10 protein-coding genes, 1 tRNA gene and 1 pseudogene are annotated in these 15873 nt (G+C 45.1%); 9 read left to right on the forward strand and 3 right to left on the reverse strand.

The window, feature by feature from the left end; translation table 11 throughout:
• The first annotated feature begins 77 nt into the window (after positions 1-77).
• Together ACLSSO_RS07025 and ACLSSO_RS07030 are read left to right on the forward strand one after the other, a co-directional pair.
• The gene (locus ACLSSO_RS07025; RefSeq protein WP_295900932.1) at positions 78-458 is read left to right on the forward strand and encodes a hypothetical protein; all 381 of its coding nucleotides are present in this window, start codon (positions 78-80) and stop codon (positions 456-458) included.
• Positions 446-1204 carry a hypothetical protein gene (locus ACLSSO_RS07030; RefSeq protein ID WP_413944489.1) on the forward strand — a complete coding sequence of 253 codons (759 nt, stop codon included), beginning with the start codon at positions 446-448 and terminating at the stop codon, positions 1202-1204. The genes ACLSSO_RS07025 and ACLSSO_RS07030 overlap by 13 nt, the downstream gene beginning before the upstream one ends.
• Here the strand turns inward: ACLSSO_RS07030 and ACLSSO_RS07035 are convergent.
• Positions 1201-2070 carry a hypothetical protein gene (locus tag ACLSSO_RS07035; RefSeq protein ID WP_413944490.1) on the reverse strand — a complete coding sequence of 290 codons (870 nt, stop codon included), beginning with the start codon at positions 2068-2070 and terminating at the stop codon, positions 1201-1203. The genes ACLSSO_RS07030 and ACLSSO_RS07035 overlap by 4 nt on opposite strands.
• A 245-nt stretch (positions 2071-2315) precedes the next feature.
• On the opposite strand from ACLSSO_RS07035, the gene ACLSSO_RS07040 reads away from it, so the two are divergent.
• Together ACLSSO_RS07040 and ACLSSO_RS07045 are read left to right on the forward strand one after the other, a co-directional pair.
• Positions 2316-3125: a TIGR02147 family protein gene (locus ACLSSO_RS07040; protein WP_413944492.1), complete on the forward strand. Its 810-nt coding sequence runs from the start codon at positions 2316-2318 to the stop codon at positions 3123-3125.
• A 2-nt stretch (positions 3126-3127) separates the two neighbouring features.
• A pseudogene (locus ACLSSO_RS07045) lies at positions 3128-4040 on the forward strand (SDR family oxidoreductase).
• On the opposite strand, the gene pbpC reads toward ACLSSO_RS07045, so the two are convergent.
• Positions 4037-6181: a penicillin-binding protein 1C gene (gene pbpC, locus ACLSSO_RS07050; protein ID WP_413944494.1), complete on the reverse strand. Its 2145-nt coding sequence runs from the start codon at positions 6179-6181 to the stop codon at positions 4037-4039. The pseudogene ACLSSO_RS07045 and the gene pbpC sit on opposite strands and share 4 nt — an antisense overlap.
• A 174-nt stretch (positions 6182-6355) precedes the next feature.
• Between pbpC and ACLSSO_RS07055 the strand changes: the two genes are divergently transcribed.
• The 5 genes from ACLSSO_RS07055 to ACLSSO_RS07075 all read left to right on the forward strand — a co-directional run bounded on the left by ACLSSO_RS07055 (position 6356) and on the right by ACLSSO_RS07075 (position 14584).
• Positions 6356-12274, forward strand: a complete 5919-nt coding sequence (locus ACLSSO_RS07055; protein WP_413944495.1) for an alpha-2-macroglobulin family protein — start codon at positions 6356-6358, stop codon at positions 12272-12274.
• Positions 12275-12297: 23 nt separating this feature from the next.
• Positions 12298-13029, forward strand: a complete 732-nt coding sequence (locus ACLSSO_RS07060; protein ID WP_413944496.1) for a TIGR02147 family protein — start codon at positions 12298-12300, stop codon at positions 13027-13029.
• Complete coding sequence (locus ACLSSO_RS07065) at positions 13026-13871, forward strand: hypothetical protein (protein ID WP_413944497.1); 846 nt, start codon at positions 13026-13028, stop codon at positions 13869-13871. The genes ACLSSO_RS07060 and ACLSSO_RS07065 overlap by 4 nt, the downstream gene beginning before the upstream one ends.
• 10 nt (positions 13872-13881) lie before the next feature.
• Positions 13882-14346 carry a hypothetical protein gene (locus ACLSSO_RS07070; RefSeq protein WP_413944498.1) on the forward strand — a complete coding sequence of 155 codons (465 nt, stop codon included), beginning with the start codon at positions 13882-13884 and terminating at the stop codon, positions 14344-14346.
• A gap of 152 nt (positions 14347-14498) precedes the next feature.
• Positions 14499-14584, forward strand: a tRNA-Leu gene (locus ACLSSO_RS07075).
• A gap of 215 nt (positions 14585-14799) precedes the next feature.
• Here ACLSSO_RS07075 and ACLSSO_RS07080 read toward each other — a convergent pair.
• Complete coding sequence (locus tag ACLSSO_RS07080) at positions 14800-15693, reverse strand: S1 family peptidase (protein ID WP_413944499.1); 894 nt, start codon at positions 15691-15693, stop codon at positions 14800-14802.
• Positions 15694-15873: the final 180 nt, after the last annotated feature.

Raw genomic sequence — 15873 nt, forward strand, 5'->3', positions numbered from 1 at the left:
GAATTTTAATTATTTCTCCTAAAGGTGTACTTAAACCCTACGACGTCGCTAATGACGTCGCAACAAGGGAGAAAGAAATGAAAAAATGGATGTTGGCCTTGGCTTTTTTATGTGGAACTTCACAGGCCTTGGCTTTTAATACGTGGGAATTAAACTGCGTCAATGACCAGAACCAATCTTTAAAAATCATTCATGTCGATCTTTTTCAAAAGCTTGATATGGATCAAAACGTGACCGCGCAACTAATAACCGGTGAATTTGCCTCTGAGTTTAAAGGCGTAAAGAATGATCTTGGTTATTTCTTGTCTTCGGAAGCGGGTGATCCAGTGTCTTTGCAAGTCGTAAAAGCAACGAATCACGGCGGACGATGTGGACGCTGCGGTGATGATTGGGGTGCGAGGTATTACGCGAAACTTAAAGTGGACATTCAAGAGTATAATTTCACATGTCACGAATAAAATGCTTCTCCGCTCAATTGCTGTTTATTACAGGCCTTCTCACTGCAGGAGGCCTGATTGCAACCGTCAATGACACGAAGCCCGTCGTTATTGAATCAGAAGAGTCCAAGACGAAAGATCTGACATCGGTCTTTAATGAAATCCGTTGGATTCCCGGTAAAGATCAAGATGTGTGGATGATGAATCAAAGTCATTTCGGCCGCCATCCCGGAGCCGACAAATGGGAGCGTCTTGCGATTGTGATCGATAAAACTCAAAAGCCGATGGTGGCAAGATACTATCAACTAGAGCCGGGTGCCTTGGTTTGGGAAAAGGATCTCCCTCAAAAAAGAGTGGAATATCGCGCAAGCTGTTTTATCTGTCACAACAACGGACCTAGGGCTTTACGACCTTTAAGTGAAAGCGCCGAGGCGTCGTTAAAGTGGCCGGACAGATTAAAAATTCAGTTGTGGAATTTACGTATAAAAACTTACGGACGGATTCGCTATTCACCTGAACATGATCAGGAGGATTCGAGCCTGCGGGTACCGTTTGGGTATCACACCAAAGAGGACCGTGACGAGCTTAAAGTTAAGACGTGCATCTACTGCCACAATGAAAGCGGGTTTCTGGCGCGTGGATTTTTGCAGCGTCAACAGACAGGGACCATTGCCTCTTTAGTCCAAAGAGGCGAAATGCCGCCTCCGGGATTTTCCTTGTCAGAAAAGGAAAAATACGAACTGCAAGATTTCTTGCGAGGATTTTAGTTCTTGCAATTGTAAGTCGTTCCTAAATGCAAGTGTTTGCGGTGATCTTTGTTCGTCCAGTTGATGGTGGTCGCCGCCACCGTATTACCGCAGTGTCTTTTCACAGCCGCTTCCCAGCCAGCCATGAGCTTAAGGAAAAATGCACGCTCTGAAGATTTCTCGGAAGCCACGGCTTTTGAGTATTGATAGCTTTTGCCGTCAACAATCACTTCGGCCACGTCGATGGCGCGACCTGTGTTATGCAGACTTTTTTTAGCCTGGTGACGGGCATCTCCCATAATACCTTTGTGAACCAGAATAACTTTGCTTCCGCCAACAATGCCTAAAAGATCTTTTTGCATCACGTTCATAAGGCTTGGGTGAATCGGACGGGCAGAGCATTTTCCACCGACGACATAACGTCCAATAATACTTCCTTTGCACTCGTTCCACACTGTCAAAGTGGAAAGAGAAATGCCGCCTCCACCATTTTTAGCTGCGAGCCGCAGGTAATCAGAAGGGAAGTAATAGTTGGGAATAAGGACATAGGCCGCTGTTTCTAGGTTCTCCGCCAAAGCTCCGTCTGCCGTCATAAAATCGATATCTGGATTTTCTTGATCGACAGTGATGATCTCATCGGTTTCAGGGTTTCTAAGAGTGATTCTTTTCAGTGGCAATGTTCCCGGAACAATGCGCGCTTGAATGTATTCAGCCTGAGGAGTGATATCTTCAGGAAGAGTGTCATTTTCAATAGATGCGTTTACACAGCCTTCACCGATACATAGAGTTTGGTAGCCCAAAGACTCATCGTCGTGGCTATGCCCCAAGCTTGCGACAGCATTTTTTGTTAAAACCAAGGCAAAGAAGAAAACGATCACTCGTTTCATGAGGCAGACCTCCTACGTTCCCGAAATTCACGAAAGGGTCCTGTTGCGAGATTTATTCCAGCCCAAGCCCCGTTAAAGACGTTCTGAGAGAGAAAAATCGTCTAGGTTTTTGCTTTGGTGGCAGAATTCGCGCTTAAGGTCCCTAGGAGAACCTCCGTAATCCATGAAAGTTATGGAAACAGGTTCGGAACTAGAGCGTACAAAGTTGGTTGTTTGTAGGAAAGGCTTCCTCTACCATTAAAGGCATGTACGAAACAAAGAGCTTTTACGAATACGATGATTACAGAACTTTGCTAAAAGAAAAGTTTGAGTATTTAAAATCAACGACAAAAAAACTTTCTTTAGAGTATCTGGCAAAAAAAATCGGAATCTCTAAATCATTTTTAAAAATGGTTTTGGATGGGGATCGCCATATTTCTCTCGATAAGCTGGCGGCCGTGGCAGAGACTTTTGAGATGAAGCGTGATGAAAAGAATTATTTTATTTTTCTCGCGTGTCGAAACTCCGTGGACGACAAAGAAATGGGAACTTTTTTTGATGGTATCCTAAAAACTCTTGCGACCCGCAAAGGTTCTTATTTTCCAAATGTCGAGGAACTTCGCGTGAACAACGCGATTTTTAATAGTTCTCTCAGCATGACGATGCAGAACATGCGTCAATTGGAGGGATATCAGGAAGATCCGGCTTGGATCAAAAAATATCTTAAAGACCCAAAGGTGACCCTTAAGGATATTGAGCAGGTTTTAGAAACCTTTAAAAAAAACGATATTGCGCCTGGATCTGTGGATGCCGTTCTTTCTCCGACGGATGACTTTACCGTTGCCCGGGTGGGATTAAGACTTGCGGCTGACGTCGTTGCGGATCCACATAAATTTAAGCCCATGAAATATTATATGTGCGCGTACAGGTTTGATGAAGAAAAACAAAAGAAAGCTTTTCAACTTTTCACGGAATTTCATGAGAAACTTCGTCAGATGAATGACGAATGTAAGAAAGCGACGATGGTCGTCTTTGTCTCTGACAATATTTTCACCGTAGCGGATACGGAGCCTTAATTATGAAAAAGCCTCTTTCTGGAAAAATTGCATTGGTTGCGGGGGCAACACGAGGCGCAGGAAGGGGTATCGCCAATCAGCTGGGCGCTGCGGGAGCCACCGTTTATTGCACAGGTCGCTCAACACGCACCTCTCGTTCGGAAATGAATCGTCCAGAAACTATCGAAGAAACGGCGGAGCTTGTGACTCAAGCAGGTGGACAAGGGATAGCTGTGAAAGTGGATCACCTTATTCCCGAAGAAGTGAAAGCACTTGTTCAACGTATAGAAAAAGAACAGGGCGCTTTGCATATTCTTGTGAATGACATCTGGGGCGCCACAAAAATGGAGTGGGGAAAAACTGTTTGGGAGTCCGATCTGGATTATGGACTTCGCACTTTGCGTTTAGCCATTGATACACACGCCATCACCAGTCATTTCGCTTTGCCACTGATGATTAAAAATCCAGGAGCCCTTGTTGTTGAAATCACCGACGGCACTAAAGAGTATAACGACGAAAATTATCGCGTTTCTTTTTTCTATGATCTCGCGAAAGCCGCTAATTTGCGCATGGGATTTTCTTTAGGTCATGAATTGAAAAAATATGGGGGAACTGCGGTTGTTCTTTCACCGGGATGGTTAAGATCTGAAGAGATGTTAGAGATTTATCAGGTGAAGGAGTCAAACTGGAGAGACGCCACAAAAAAAACAACCTCACTTCGCGATTTCCGAATCTCCTCACTATGTGGGCCGCGCGGTTGTGGCATTGGCCCAAGATCCGCAAGTTGCCCGCTGGAATGGCCAAAGTCTTTCTTGCGGACAACTAGCCAAAGTCTATGGTTTTACCGATCTTGATGGCAGCCAACCGGATGCCTGGAAATATATTGTCGAAGTCCAAGAGGCGGGGAAACCCGCAGATACAACGGGCTATCGTTAATCCTCAGCTCCACGAATCGTGAAAAGGACTTTGCCTAGGATTTTACCGTTGTTGGCGATAACAAGTTCGTGGCGACCGGTTTCGGGCTGAGGAATTTTAAAAGGACTGATGGCCTCTCCTAAGTTTTTTCCATCCCAAAGCAGTTGGCTTTTTGACGGCACATCACCTTTAAAGCGAATGAAGAGAGCTACATGTTCCTGATCGATGTGAGGATCTTTAACTAAGACAGATCCTTCGGCGGGGAAAATAAATTGCACGCGCTTTTGCAGAGCGGTCTCAATCACGTTTTGCTGAGGTTCTGTGCCTTGAATAAAATATTCCTTGTGAGGATGAAGCGCCCACTCGTGTCGCACTTCTTTTTCAACAACGTGAGCGGGAGGGGCCGGAGCGGAACTTCGTTTGTCTCTGTGAAGTTCACTCATGATTTCATACCAGGACGGTCCCACTCCGGAAACGCCACTGACTTTGTTCATCGCTTCCGCATTAAAATTTCCGGCCCAAACACCGACGGTATAATGCTCGCTATAACCAAGGCACCAGTTGTCGCGGTAGTCTTTGCTTGTTCCTGTTTTCACCGCGGTCCAAAAAGGAGTTTCCAAAGGATTGTCCCAACCAAAACCAATGGAGCGAGCATCGGGATCGGATAAAATAGAACCAATGATGTAAGCGGCTTCCGGCGAAAGAATCCGTTGTGCCGTAGAAGCCTTTTTCGAATCGGCTTCGGTAAATCTTAAAGGAGACCAGACTCCGCCATTTGCAAGCATACGATAAGCATTGGCCAGTTCATCAAGACGCACTTCCACGGCACCCAAGGCCATCGAAACACCGTAATAGTCAGGCTCTTGTAAATTCGAAAATTGCAGGGACTGCAAAGTGCTGTAAGTTTCGTGAAGCCCTAAGATTGTCACGGCTTTCACTGCCGGCACATTCAAAGAAGACGCCAAGGCTTCACGCACGGCCACCGGCCCATAAAAATGTTTGTCGTAATTAGAAGGACGGTAAACATCACCACCCCAGGAAATTGCCGTGGGATCGTCCAACAAAATAGAAGCCGCCGTCAGCGTTTTTGTTTCAATCGCTTTTCCATAGATAAAAGGTTTTAAGCTAGATCCCGCTTGACGGTACGACATCACACCATCGACATACGGGTTTTCAGAAGAAGACACTGTTCCGACATAGGCCAAAACATTCCCTGTATGATTGTCGATAACAATTGCCGCCGTGTCGCGCACGTTGGAGTTTTTCAATCGATAAATATTTTTTTCTAAGATCGCCGTGACTTTTCTTTGCAGGTCTCCATCAAGAGTGGACGTCAAAAATGTGTCATTTGAATTTTTAAACAGGCGACGAGCCAGGTGAGGAGCCAAGGAGGGACTTGCTGGCATAGACGGAGGATTTTTAAAGAACTGATCCACGGAGGCAAGAATGTTTAAACAAGAGGAGCCTTTGTGAAAAGCACTTCTTTGATACAGAGCACAGACTTTGTTTTTTAAATGGTCCGCGCGTTGATTCGGAGAAGAAATCAAGGAAGCAATCATAAAAGACTCCGCCGGATCGAGGGCCAACGGATCTTTATTCAAATAAGCGGCGCTAAATGCGGGAACACCCTGAAATTCTCCGCGGAGATGAATAAGGTTGAAGTAGGCTTCAAGAATTTCATCCTTACTCCATTTAAGTTCAATAAAAAAAGCGCGAGCTATTTGCAGGAGCTTGTGAGAAATCGAACCTTTTTTAATCGAATGATTATTAAGCAAAACATCTTCTTGAATTAAATCACTGAGCTGCATGGTGATGGTGCTGGCACCTTGTAAACGGGAGCCTTTAAGATTTGCTAATAGAGCTCGTGCGAATCCCAGTGGATCAAAGCCCAAGTGATATGGAAATCTTTGATCCTCTGCCAAAATCACGGCGTGTTGCAGACTTTGCGGAAATCTTTTAAGAGGCTGCCACGCCCATCGGCGCTTTTTAAAATCCGTGCGCAGCGTTTGCAAGGACTCGCCGGTTGAAGAAAGTAAAACACGATCTGAACCCAAAGACATTTTCATCACGTCGTTTTTGCTCGGCGTACGAAACCACGTGAACGTGACGAAAATGCAAGATCCAAGAATGAATGAGAGAAGTCTCTTTGTGTTCTTCTGCATAGGTGGCGCAACTTAACTCAATTCAAAAAAATTGCTAGAGATTTCGAGTGTTATGCAGATGCGTGAAAAATTTTTGCCGCACTTTGCGGGAATATAATCCTCCGATCTATTGATGAAGGCCTGCTCGCTTGTTACAACGCCGAAGAATCGAAATAAAAAAAGAGCGAGGAAACTATGAAGCACGTGATCTTAAGTTTAAGTGTCCTTTTGTTTTTTCCGTTTATTGCAAATTCGAAAGAACAAATCAAAGATTTCAATGGAGTAATTCCTGAACCGATCAACAAAGTCGATGAACCTCTTTCTCAGTTGAGAATTAAATTTCCGTCGACCATTGATAAAAGTAAAAACGGTGAAAAAGAAATTTTCAAAGTGACTTGCTCTCCCGTCATGGAAGGCTATTCAAGCTGGGCGGACAACGACACGATGTGGACTTATAACTTTAAGGCTTCCGACGACGAAGACTCTACAGGAGAAACGGCGGGCGGCACGAAATGTGATATCGTCCAGCTTTACGACGTCACCGCCAACAGTGGAACTGTTTGGAAAGCCGGAACGATTCATTATTCAGTGACTGTCAGTGGTCCAAACGTTAAAGAAGTTTATGCCGCGCGAGGATTCCAAGGAACGCTTCGTGAAAAAGAAGCGGTGATACTTCTGGTTTTTGACGGTCCCGTGGATCGAACGAAATTTTTTGCAGAACAAAATGGATATTTAAACTATTTAAGCTCTAATGCTCCTAGTGAGAAGATCCCCCTGGTTCCAGTACCTCCCGATCAGGTTGAAAAGATATTTTCTTACTTTAGCAGTTACCGCTATATGGGCATCGAGTTTAAAGCCAAAAATTGGATCTTGGCGACCGTTCATCAGAGTCTCATCCCGGGGGCTCAAGTCGGTTTGACGGTTGAAAATCAGGCCAGCAGTGAAAACAGCGATGTGCGTTCCGAAAAGAAGTTCACTAGAGAATTCTCCGTTCGCAGTGAATTTCAAGCAAAGATCCAATGTGCAAACCCGAGTGCTAAAAATGCCACTTGTTTGCCAAAATCTCCGATCACGGTCGCCATGAACGGTCATGCGAAATGGCTCGACGTCAAAGAATCGTACATCGAATATGTTCCCTATAAATCAAAAGACGGAAAGTTAGTGCGAAGTTATCCTGAATTAAGTCAAGAAGTGGGGCTCTGGGACAGCATCTGGGATATTTTGGCCGAATACTTTCCGTTTCTCGCAAAATACAGCGACACCATCGTGGACTCCGTTGTTTTCAACGTGAATATTGAACCTGAAACTCAGGCCAAGGTTGTGCTGCCTCAAGGTCTTAAAGATATCGACAATCGACGTCTTTCAAATGCCATTGCCGAATTTCATATCCGCATTGGAACTATGAGTGAAGTGATTCATGTTCCTCAGGCAGTTTCGTTCTTTGAGAAAAACGTACCGAATGTCTATTTGCCTGTAGGTATTGTGAATTTAAACCAAAAAATCTCTATTCGTAAAACAGGCAAGGACGCGAAACTGTGGGAGCCGATTCAGGACGTTTCGGAGATGATCCGAATTATCCGCGCTTACGAAACTCGCGGTGCTTATGGATCAACACCGAATTACGTCAGCCCCATGGAGACGTTGGGTGTCGCGAATACAGTTGTAAATCAACAGCTCTCTGGTGAAAAAAATCGTCCTCTCTATTTACAATTTCCTTTTGCCGAATCTGGTAAAGTTCCGCAAAGTGGTTTTTATCCGATTGAAATTTCAAGCCCGACGTTTGAGGCTGGCCATTCGGATTCTGAAGAAGACCGCTACTACAATCCAAAATACGTTCTTGCCCAAGTCACGGATCTTGCCGTTCATCTAAAAAAAGGAACAACGAGTAATCTTGTTTGGGTGACAAGACTTTCTAACGCGGAACCCGTTGCCGAAGCTGACGTTGAAATTTACAACTGTCTTGGTGAAAAGGTGAAAACTCTTAAAACAGACAGCTCAGGCCTTGTGAGTTTCGTCAAAGAGGAATGGGCTGCAAATTGCAACTCTCCTGAATCTATTTACTCACCTTATTTGGAAAAAGACGGCTTCTATGTTGTAGCAAAAATCGCTGACGACATCACTCTTTCCCATTCTTCATGGACCAGTCCCAACACCTATGCATTGGCAGCCCCGGGAATCGATTGGTACTACAGTGACATCACTGAAAACCAACCGCACTTTCATAGCGTGATCGGTGTGAACTTAGTAAAACCGGGTCAAGAAGTTCCTATTGAACTTATCGCCAAAATTCCTCAAGCAAAAGGCTTTAGTGAGGTCGCCGAAAGTCAGCTTCCCACGCTGGCGCGAATTTCAAGTGCAGAAGAAAGAGATGTTTATTATGAACTTCCTCTAACTTGGAAAAATGGTGTGGCGAATATTGTTTGGAGTGTTCCAAATGATTCTTCGGTCAAACTTGGCCGCTACTACGTAAAACTTCTTGGTAATAATGCGGAAGACGTGAGTCTAGCTTCGGGTGATATTGAAGTTGCCGAGTTTAAAATCCCGTTGATGTCGGGCATTATGTCTTTCCCAACGCAAGCTTTGGTTAAGCCGGATGCCATTCCCGTAAACTCTGTCATTCGCTATGCCAACGGTGTCGGCGCAAAAAATCTGGCTTCCGACATTTCCTACTATTTCGAATCGACTTCGATTGTAAATAAGAACCTTAACGAATTCACTTTCGGAAATGGTCCCGTTAAGTTAAGCGAAGATGAAAGTAGTGGAGATGCAGATCCATTACCTACTTACAGTCGCCCGGCCACTATTCCGAATCTAAAAACCGGGGATGATGGTTCTTTGACGAAAGATATCGCTAAAGAAACTCTTAGTGATGGACGCTCTATCGCCGAAGTTTTAAAAACAGTGGATCGCCCAAAAAAACTTGTGGTTCGTGTGCGCTACAAAGACCAAATGGGCGAATATCAAACTCTTTCCCAGGCTAAAGAAATCTTTAACTCTCAAGAGTACGTCGGAACACACCTGATTTCCGGTGGTCGCAGCGAGGCACGTCTTCGTGCGGCGGTGATGGATGTAAATCAAAAAAACATCACAGATCTTAAAAATCTTGATTTTAAGATCCTCCGTGTAGAAACCAAAGTGATCGGTGAAGAACTCTATGGCGGATTGATTAAAAATACTCTTGAGCGAGAATTAAAATCTGTTCGTTGGACGAATTCATGCACAATGCAAAAACAAGTGGCCTCTTGCCGAATGGGTTCTTTGAAAGCGGGGAACTATGCTTTTGAAGTCAAAACAAAAACATCACAGCAAGTAGCTCATGTGTTCTTTAAAATCGGCAGCGACGGAAAAGTTTACGGCGCTGGTGATTATTATAACTTCGGCGATGGAGAAGCGAACAAACAGCTTCCTCTGGCATTGAACAAAAAACAATACAAAGACGGCGACCGTGCGGTTGTCAGCTTCTCTAGTCCATTTAAAACTTGCCGCGCTCTTGTCACAACCGAACGCAGTGACGTGATGGAAGCGGCTGTCGTTGCAAACGCATGCGAAAAAGGTCGTGTCGAAGTTCCAGTCAAAGCGATTCAAGCTCCGAATACGTTCTTGTCGGTGTACGTGATCACCGGAAGAGCACAAGCAACGGCCTTAAAACCGGGAGAAATGGATTTAGGTCGTCCCACGTATCGTCTTGGTTTTGCCAATATGAAAGTCAACTGGAGTCATTTCCAATCCAAAGTGACGGTAAAGTTGAACAAAGAAAAATATGAACCAGGTGAAGCTGTTGACGGCCAAGTGGTAGTGAAGGCGCAAGAAGGATCTTTAGGAAATGGCACAGTGACTCTTGTTGCGATTGAAGAAAAGATTTTAGAACTCAAGGCCAACGATACTTACAAAATTCTGGATGCTTTGATGCAGCTTCGCGGTCACGGCGTTGAAACAGTGACGCCGCTTGAAAAAATCGAGACGGTGACATCAAATGAAAACGCCGATATTCCAAGTGAAAATTCTCGTAAAGGTGGCGATGAAGGTGGTGACGGAAGTGCCAAGGCTGATTTCAAAAGAAGATTGTTTAACGCACTTGTCGCTTTCCAACCAGGAATTCCCGTTGTCAATGGTGTCGCCAAGTTCTCATTTGCAACGAATGACAGCCTCACGCGCTTTAAAGTTTTCGCGATTGCCACGGATTCTTCACAAAAATTTGGAACGGGCGAAGCAACATATTTAACTGAAAAAGACACGCAAGCTTATTCCAATATTCCGTCTGTAGCCCATCACGGTGACACATATCCCGTAAAAATCACTGTGCAAAACAACGGTGCCAAAGCAGTTAAATACAAGACAGAAGTGGAAGTGATTGTTAAGGACAGCAACGGCAAAGAGATCGCCCGTAAGACACTCACGAAACAAACCGAGATCAAGCCTTCCGCTTCAGAGACTGTGGACGTCGGTGACATCGCGATTTCTGAGGATGCAGGTCGCATCGAATACGTGGTGAACGTTTACGATGAAAACGGAAACCTCGTGGACAGCATGGAGCCGGAGGCTCAAGTGATTTTGCCATCCGTCCCTCTTGCGATACATAATTCTTTTATCGTGCAAATGGACAATGACAGTTTCATCCAAGAACTTCACAAAGAAGCCACAGCTCTTCCGCAAAAAGGCGAGATCCGACTTTCTTTGTCGAGCAGTCTTGTGAACGGCGCTCTTAAACAAATTCAAGAACGTGTCTCGCAAGATATTTTTGCAGATTTCTTTATCGAGTCTCAATTCTATAAAGCCTTGCTGAATAGTTCCGAGGCAAAACCCGAAGAACTCAAAAAAGTTCTGAACATGTTACTTGGCTATACGGACTTAAATGGTTTTGTAAAATATTATCCGCAAGCCCGTCGCGGAAGTGTGTGGCTGACGGCGAATATTCTCAATGCTCTTCAAGAAGAACCATGGGCTTTAAAATATGTTCCAACGGCTTTAAGCGAAAAACTCAAAGGAGCTGTTTCCCAAGTTCTTACAAAATCCGTAGACCCCGTGTACGTCGGTAAAGAGCCTCTGGATTGGGTGCGTGCGCAGTCTGTGATGGGCAGAAGTGCTTTCGCCTTTAAAGATCAGAACCTTCAAGCTTCTGCAAAAGCCGTGAGTGTGACGATCGCAACAGAGCTTCAACGAAATCCTGCGGTCTATGGCCCAACGGTTGATAAGTGGACAAACAGTGATCTAGTGAACGTGTGGCTCTTGCAGGTTTTTGGCACACCAGAGATGGCATTAAGTTCACCATTCTACATTCAACTGATGGGACCCTCGCGTTTGATTTACACAGGAAATACGGCGCAATTAAAAGGCGCTCCTAGCTACGGTTGGTTCTATTCGGATGAAACCACAGAGACCGCCAACCTTTTGTTGGGACATGCGCGTTTGCACGGAGATAGCAACGCAGCAAGAAGTCTTTCTGTCGGGCTTGTTAATCTGAACACGAATGCTTGGTATAACACATCAACCATGATGTCGGTCGCGCAAGGTCTTAAAGTGTTTGCTAAGACCTATGAGGCAGAAACGGTGACAGGCTCCTCGGTGATTTCAATTCCTGAACAGCAAGCACATGGTTCCGTGGATTGGAGTCGCACAAGCGGAGTCGAGATGAAAACTCCATGGACTCAAACAAAAGCCACAGTGCAAATCACTCACGCCGGGGAGGGAAAACCGTGGGTTGGTATTCAAGGCTTGACTGCGGTGCCATTGACGGCTCCGCGCGGTCAGGGACTTTCAATCGAAAAGGAAATCCATAACATCACAAGAGACTCTGGCTATCAAGCGGGTGACGTGATCGAAGTGACTTTAAAAATTCACTCTAGCGGTCATGTGAACAATATAGCGATGCTAGACCCTATTCCCGCCGGAAGTAATATTTTAAGTGAAGCTTATGGTTACTACAGCTCGGGCCAAAAAAGTTATTCGGGATATAAGTTCTATTTCGAACAGCTGTCTTCAGGTAGCACAACCGTGAAGTATCAATATCAGCTCAACAATCCGGGCACGTTCAAACTTCCACCAACACGCGCAGAAGGTCTCTACACGCCAAGTATTTTTGGTGAAACGCCGAATGCGGCTATGACCGTGAAATAGGTGAAGGCATGTTGATTGAGCACATGAAACGCACCTTTGCTGAACGCTGCCGGAAGAATTCTTCCTATTCCCTGCGAGCTTTTTCCCGCTCGCTGGGAATGGATTCTTCCACGGTGTCAGCGATTCTTAAAGGCAAGCGTCCGCTCACAATCAAAACGGCGCAAAAAATCGTCGAGGGTTTAAATATCACAAACCCCGTTGAAGCCCAGGCTTTAATTATGAGCACCTTCGTGAAAGAAGAAAATGAAGCTGTTCCTAATTACAGTGAGCTTGCAATGGAAAGTGCCGAAGCGATTTCATCTTGGCAACATTTTGCAATTTTAGCGTTGCTTGAGATTAAAGATTTCAAAGGGCAAGAACGAAATATTTCAGAGCGATTAAATATTCCCTTTGGAATCGTTTCAGAGTGTTTGGTCCGTTTAGAAAAGTTGGGTTTGATCGAAAATAAAAACGGTCTTTGGCAGCTCACGGGAAAAAACATGGCAACGCCATCGCAAATTCCCTCTGCGGCTTTAAGAGAAGGGCATCGACAATACATCTCAAAGGCTCTGCACTCTTTAGAAGCCGACCCTGTGGAGGCCCGAGATATCAGTGGTATCACCATGGCGATTTCCAAAATGCGTTTGCCGGAAGCCAAGGTGATGATCCAAGATTTTCGCCGTCGCTTGTCTACGTACTTAGAAGACGGAAAAAGAGACGCCGTCTATCGCTTGAACATTCAACTTTTTCCTCTTTCACAGGAGAAAAAATCATGAGGTTTTGGTTCATCGTCATCATGACCTTTCTAAGCTCCGCCGCCCACGCCGTTGCTGCAGGATGGGACCACGGAAATGCCGGGGACACCGTCGCCTCAGAATTTATTCTCAGCGGACGAGATGTTTTACAAAGGCTTGAGCTGCTGTTTGAAAATAACAAACCCGTTTTTGATACCACAAACTTAAGAGCAGCCATTATGACAACGGAAGTCGTTTCTGAAGATCATGTGATGCTCGACGGATTTGAACGAGACGCCGTAAACTACTATCCGACAAAACGTCTTATTAAAGTCAATCGCTCACGCTGGACCGATCTTCGTCGATCCACAGAAACCAAAGCACGCCTGCGCCTTGTTTTGCACGAATATCTTTGGATCAGCGGAGTCGATGATACAAACTTTGTTCACTCCGAACATTTAATTGAGTTGCTCAACATAAGTAACTACAGCCCCAGCATTTGGTGGAATCCGGTGAACCCTGCAAACTACGTCAAAGCGCAACTCAGTTTCGCGCCCGAGGGCTGCACAATTCAGCCGGGAAAACTGGATGTCAAACTTTCAGCAGAAACTTTAGTGATGGAATCTACGGGAGACTGCAAAGACTCTTACCGAGAAGTGCAAATCGTTAAACAGACGGGCGTGACACCGCCATCAAGCAATGCCCGCGGTCTTTTTCATAAATACGAAATCACGGTTTTTGACAAAACGAAAACCGTAAAAGGCGAAATGATATTTGAACCTGAATGGGGAGCCTGTCTGCTTCCCGAAAAAGGGGTCTGCCAAGTCTCTGGAAAGATGACGATCGGCGGAGTGGAACTTGTTTTTTGGTTTTTAAGAAATTAAGGAGTTTGTTGTGAAATATTTTTTTCTATTAGCAAGTTTGATTTGTTCAGCAAAAGCCTTCGCGGTCTCTGAGTGCACAGGTCGCGCAAGTGATAACACCTGGGTCACAGTTCACATCAATACGACAGGAGCCACAGGAATTCCCGAAAGTGGAGAGGTGACTTTCGAAAACGAAGAAAACAAATTCGGCTATCGTTTCACCAAAGAAGAGATCACGCAGTTCTTCGAATACGACGAACCAGCCAACAATTCAGCGATTGTGGGGCTAGCCGCCTACGCAGAAAAAGAATTCCCCATTTCAATTAAGTACAACGGCCCGAACTTCGTCGACATGGATCAAAAATCCGTGATCGAAGACGGAAAAACCCAACCGATAAAAAATAACTTCCTAAGAGTCTGGAAGGGACCCGGTCACTCAGCGACAGATCAAATTCAGTTAAACGATATTGCCTGTTCTGTATGGTCCAATATTTAATTTGAGGAGTGGTCAGTGATGCGAGAATTGAAAATTTGCTTACAAAGCATGCAGGAGCCATTGAAACACTGCGTTTTTAGCGTCCGTAAGCACTTTTTAGAAAAAAGAGCTTGAGTATTAGGGCACTTTTATTTACAAAATATCCCTCACGCGCGGGTGTGGTGTAATGGTAGCCACGAGAGACTCAAAATCTCTTGGATTCACGTCCGTGGGGGTTCAAGTCCCTCCACCCGCACCAATTATTTCTTTTCCTCTTCTTTTTCTTCTTTCAAATTTTCGGACTGAGCGGGCTTATCTTTTTTTTGCTCATTGAACATCACAGGCGGTGGAACCCCCACCATAGCGAGCAGAGCAAACAAAGGCAGCAAAGTATAAAAGAGGATTTTTTTTGCTTTCACTTCTTAAAAGTGAGGCCCCGGCGGATATTGTCAAGCTTGCGGGACCCTGTAAGCACTAAAGAGAATTTATTTTTCCACGAATCCAATCAAGATGGGGTCTGAGGTCTGTGAAAAGTGCCATACCATGGCAAGTGCGCACATTCTTTTCATCCGTCGCGCGGTTATCAACTCCCATCGATGTCACACCGATCAAAGTTAAACCTTTTTCCGTGCTAACATAAAGAGGTCCGCCAGAATCGCCTGTGCAAACACCATTGTCATATTGTTGAAGCATCCAAGTATTCTTGATTGAAACTGTGGAGCCGACCAACGCTAGATAGAAATCCTTCACCAAACGCGACACTGTCGCCGTTGTAAAGCGCAGAACACCAGCGTCTTCATTTTTCTCAGCCGTATTGCCGTAACCTGACATCACGATGGTGTCGCTGGCAACAGGCTCAAAATCCTTTGAAGGAAGCTCGCGCACTTTGTAACCCGCAGGAATGCCACCGCTGAATTTTAAAATCGCAAGATCGTAAGAGGCATTGTCCAAAGACTTCGTCCAATAAGAATAGTCCTTATGATAAGTATCCTTCACCACAGGACGAAGAGTTCTGTTTTTTGCTTTCGCCGCACAATCAATATTATTAGTAAACGCAATCACAGACTTTCCGCCGAAAGCCGAAATGCAATGAGCCGCCGTCAAGACTTTGTCTTTATCTATAAGTGTGCCTGTGCAGATGCTGACGTCGTCTTTATAATTGACGTGCACAACCATCACCGTGCTCGCACTCAACTCATTCCCGGTTCCAAGAACTTCGCCGCCAACAATACCAAAAGATTTACCGTTGATTTCGCAGTTGGCTGGTTCGACTTTTAAGTCTTCACCGCCACCGCCGCCAGAAGAACATGCCGCCAGAGTAGAAAGAGAAAGAACGAGTGCGCTGGCTCTGAGGAGTTTCGACATCATGAGAGACATCTCCTTATATATAGAGCGTAGTTTTACCAAATCCTTCCCTAGTCAGGGGCGAAATGACTCCTCTTTGCAAGAATTTCAGAAAGCGTCTTGTAAGTTGTCACATTTGTGGTCAGTGACCGGGGCTCGCGTTCAAGGGGCAGACAGCGACTTACTTTTGATATCAACAACTTA

Source organism: Bdellovibrio sp. HCB-162 (assembly GCF_047344985.1).
In the GTDB taxonomy this organism is placed as follows: Bacteria; Bdellovibrionota; Bdellovibrionia; order Bdellovibrionales; family Bdellovibrionaceae; genus Bdellovibrio.

Excerpts from the sequence above, each read along its gene's own strand:
- ACLSSO_RS07025 (WP_295900932.1), top strand. The coding sequence starts at position 78 with ATGAAAAAATGGATGTTGGCCTTGGCTTTTTTATGTGGAACTTCACAG.
- ACLSSO_RS07030 (WP_413944489.1), top strand. The coding sequence starts at position 446 with ATGTCACGAATAAAATGCTTCTCCGCTCAATTGCTGTTTATTACAGGC.
- ACLSSO_RS07035 (WP_413944490.1), bottom strand. The coding sequence starts at position 2,070 with ATGAAACGAGTGATCGTTTTCTTCTTTGCCTTGGTTTTAACAAAAAAT.
- ACLSSO_RS07040 (WP_413944492.1), top strand. The coding sequence starts at position 2,316 with ATGTACGAAACAAAGAGCTTTTACGAATACGATGATTACAGAACTTTG.
- pbpC (WP_413944494.1), bottom strand. The coding sequence starts at position 6,181 with ATGCAGAAGAACACAAAGAGACTTCTCTCATTCATTCTTGGATCTTGC.
- ACLSSO_RS07055 (WP_413944495.1), top strand. The coding sequence starts at position 6,356 with ATGAAGCACGTGATCTTAAGTTTAAGTGTCCTTTTGTTTTTTCCGTTT.
- ACLSSO_RS07060 (WP_413944496.1), top strand. The coding sequence starts at position 12,298 with ATGAAACGCACCTTTGCTGAACGCTGCCGGAAGAATTCTTCCTATTCC.
- ACLSSO_RS07065 (WP_413944497.1), top strand. The coding sequence starts at position 13,026 with ATGAGGTTTTGGTTCATCGTCATCATGACCTTTCTAAGCTCCGCCGCC.
- ACLSSO_RS07080 (WP_413944499.1), bottom strand. The coding sequence starts at position 15,693 with ATGATGTCGAAACTCCTCAGAGCCAGCGCACTCGTTCTTTCTCTTTCT.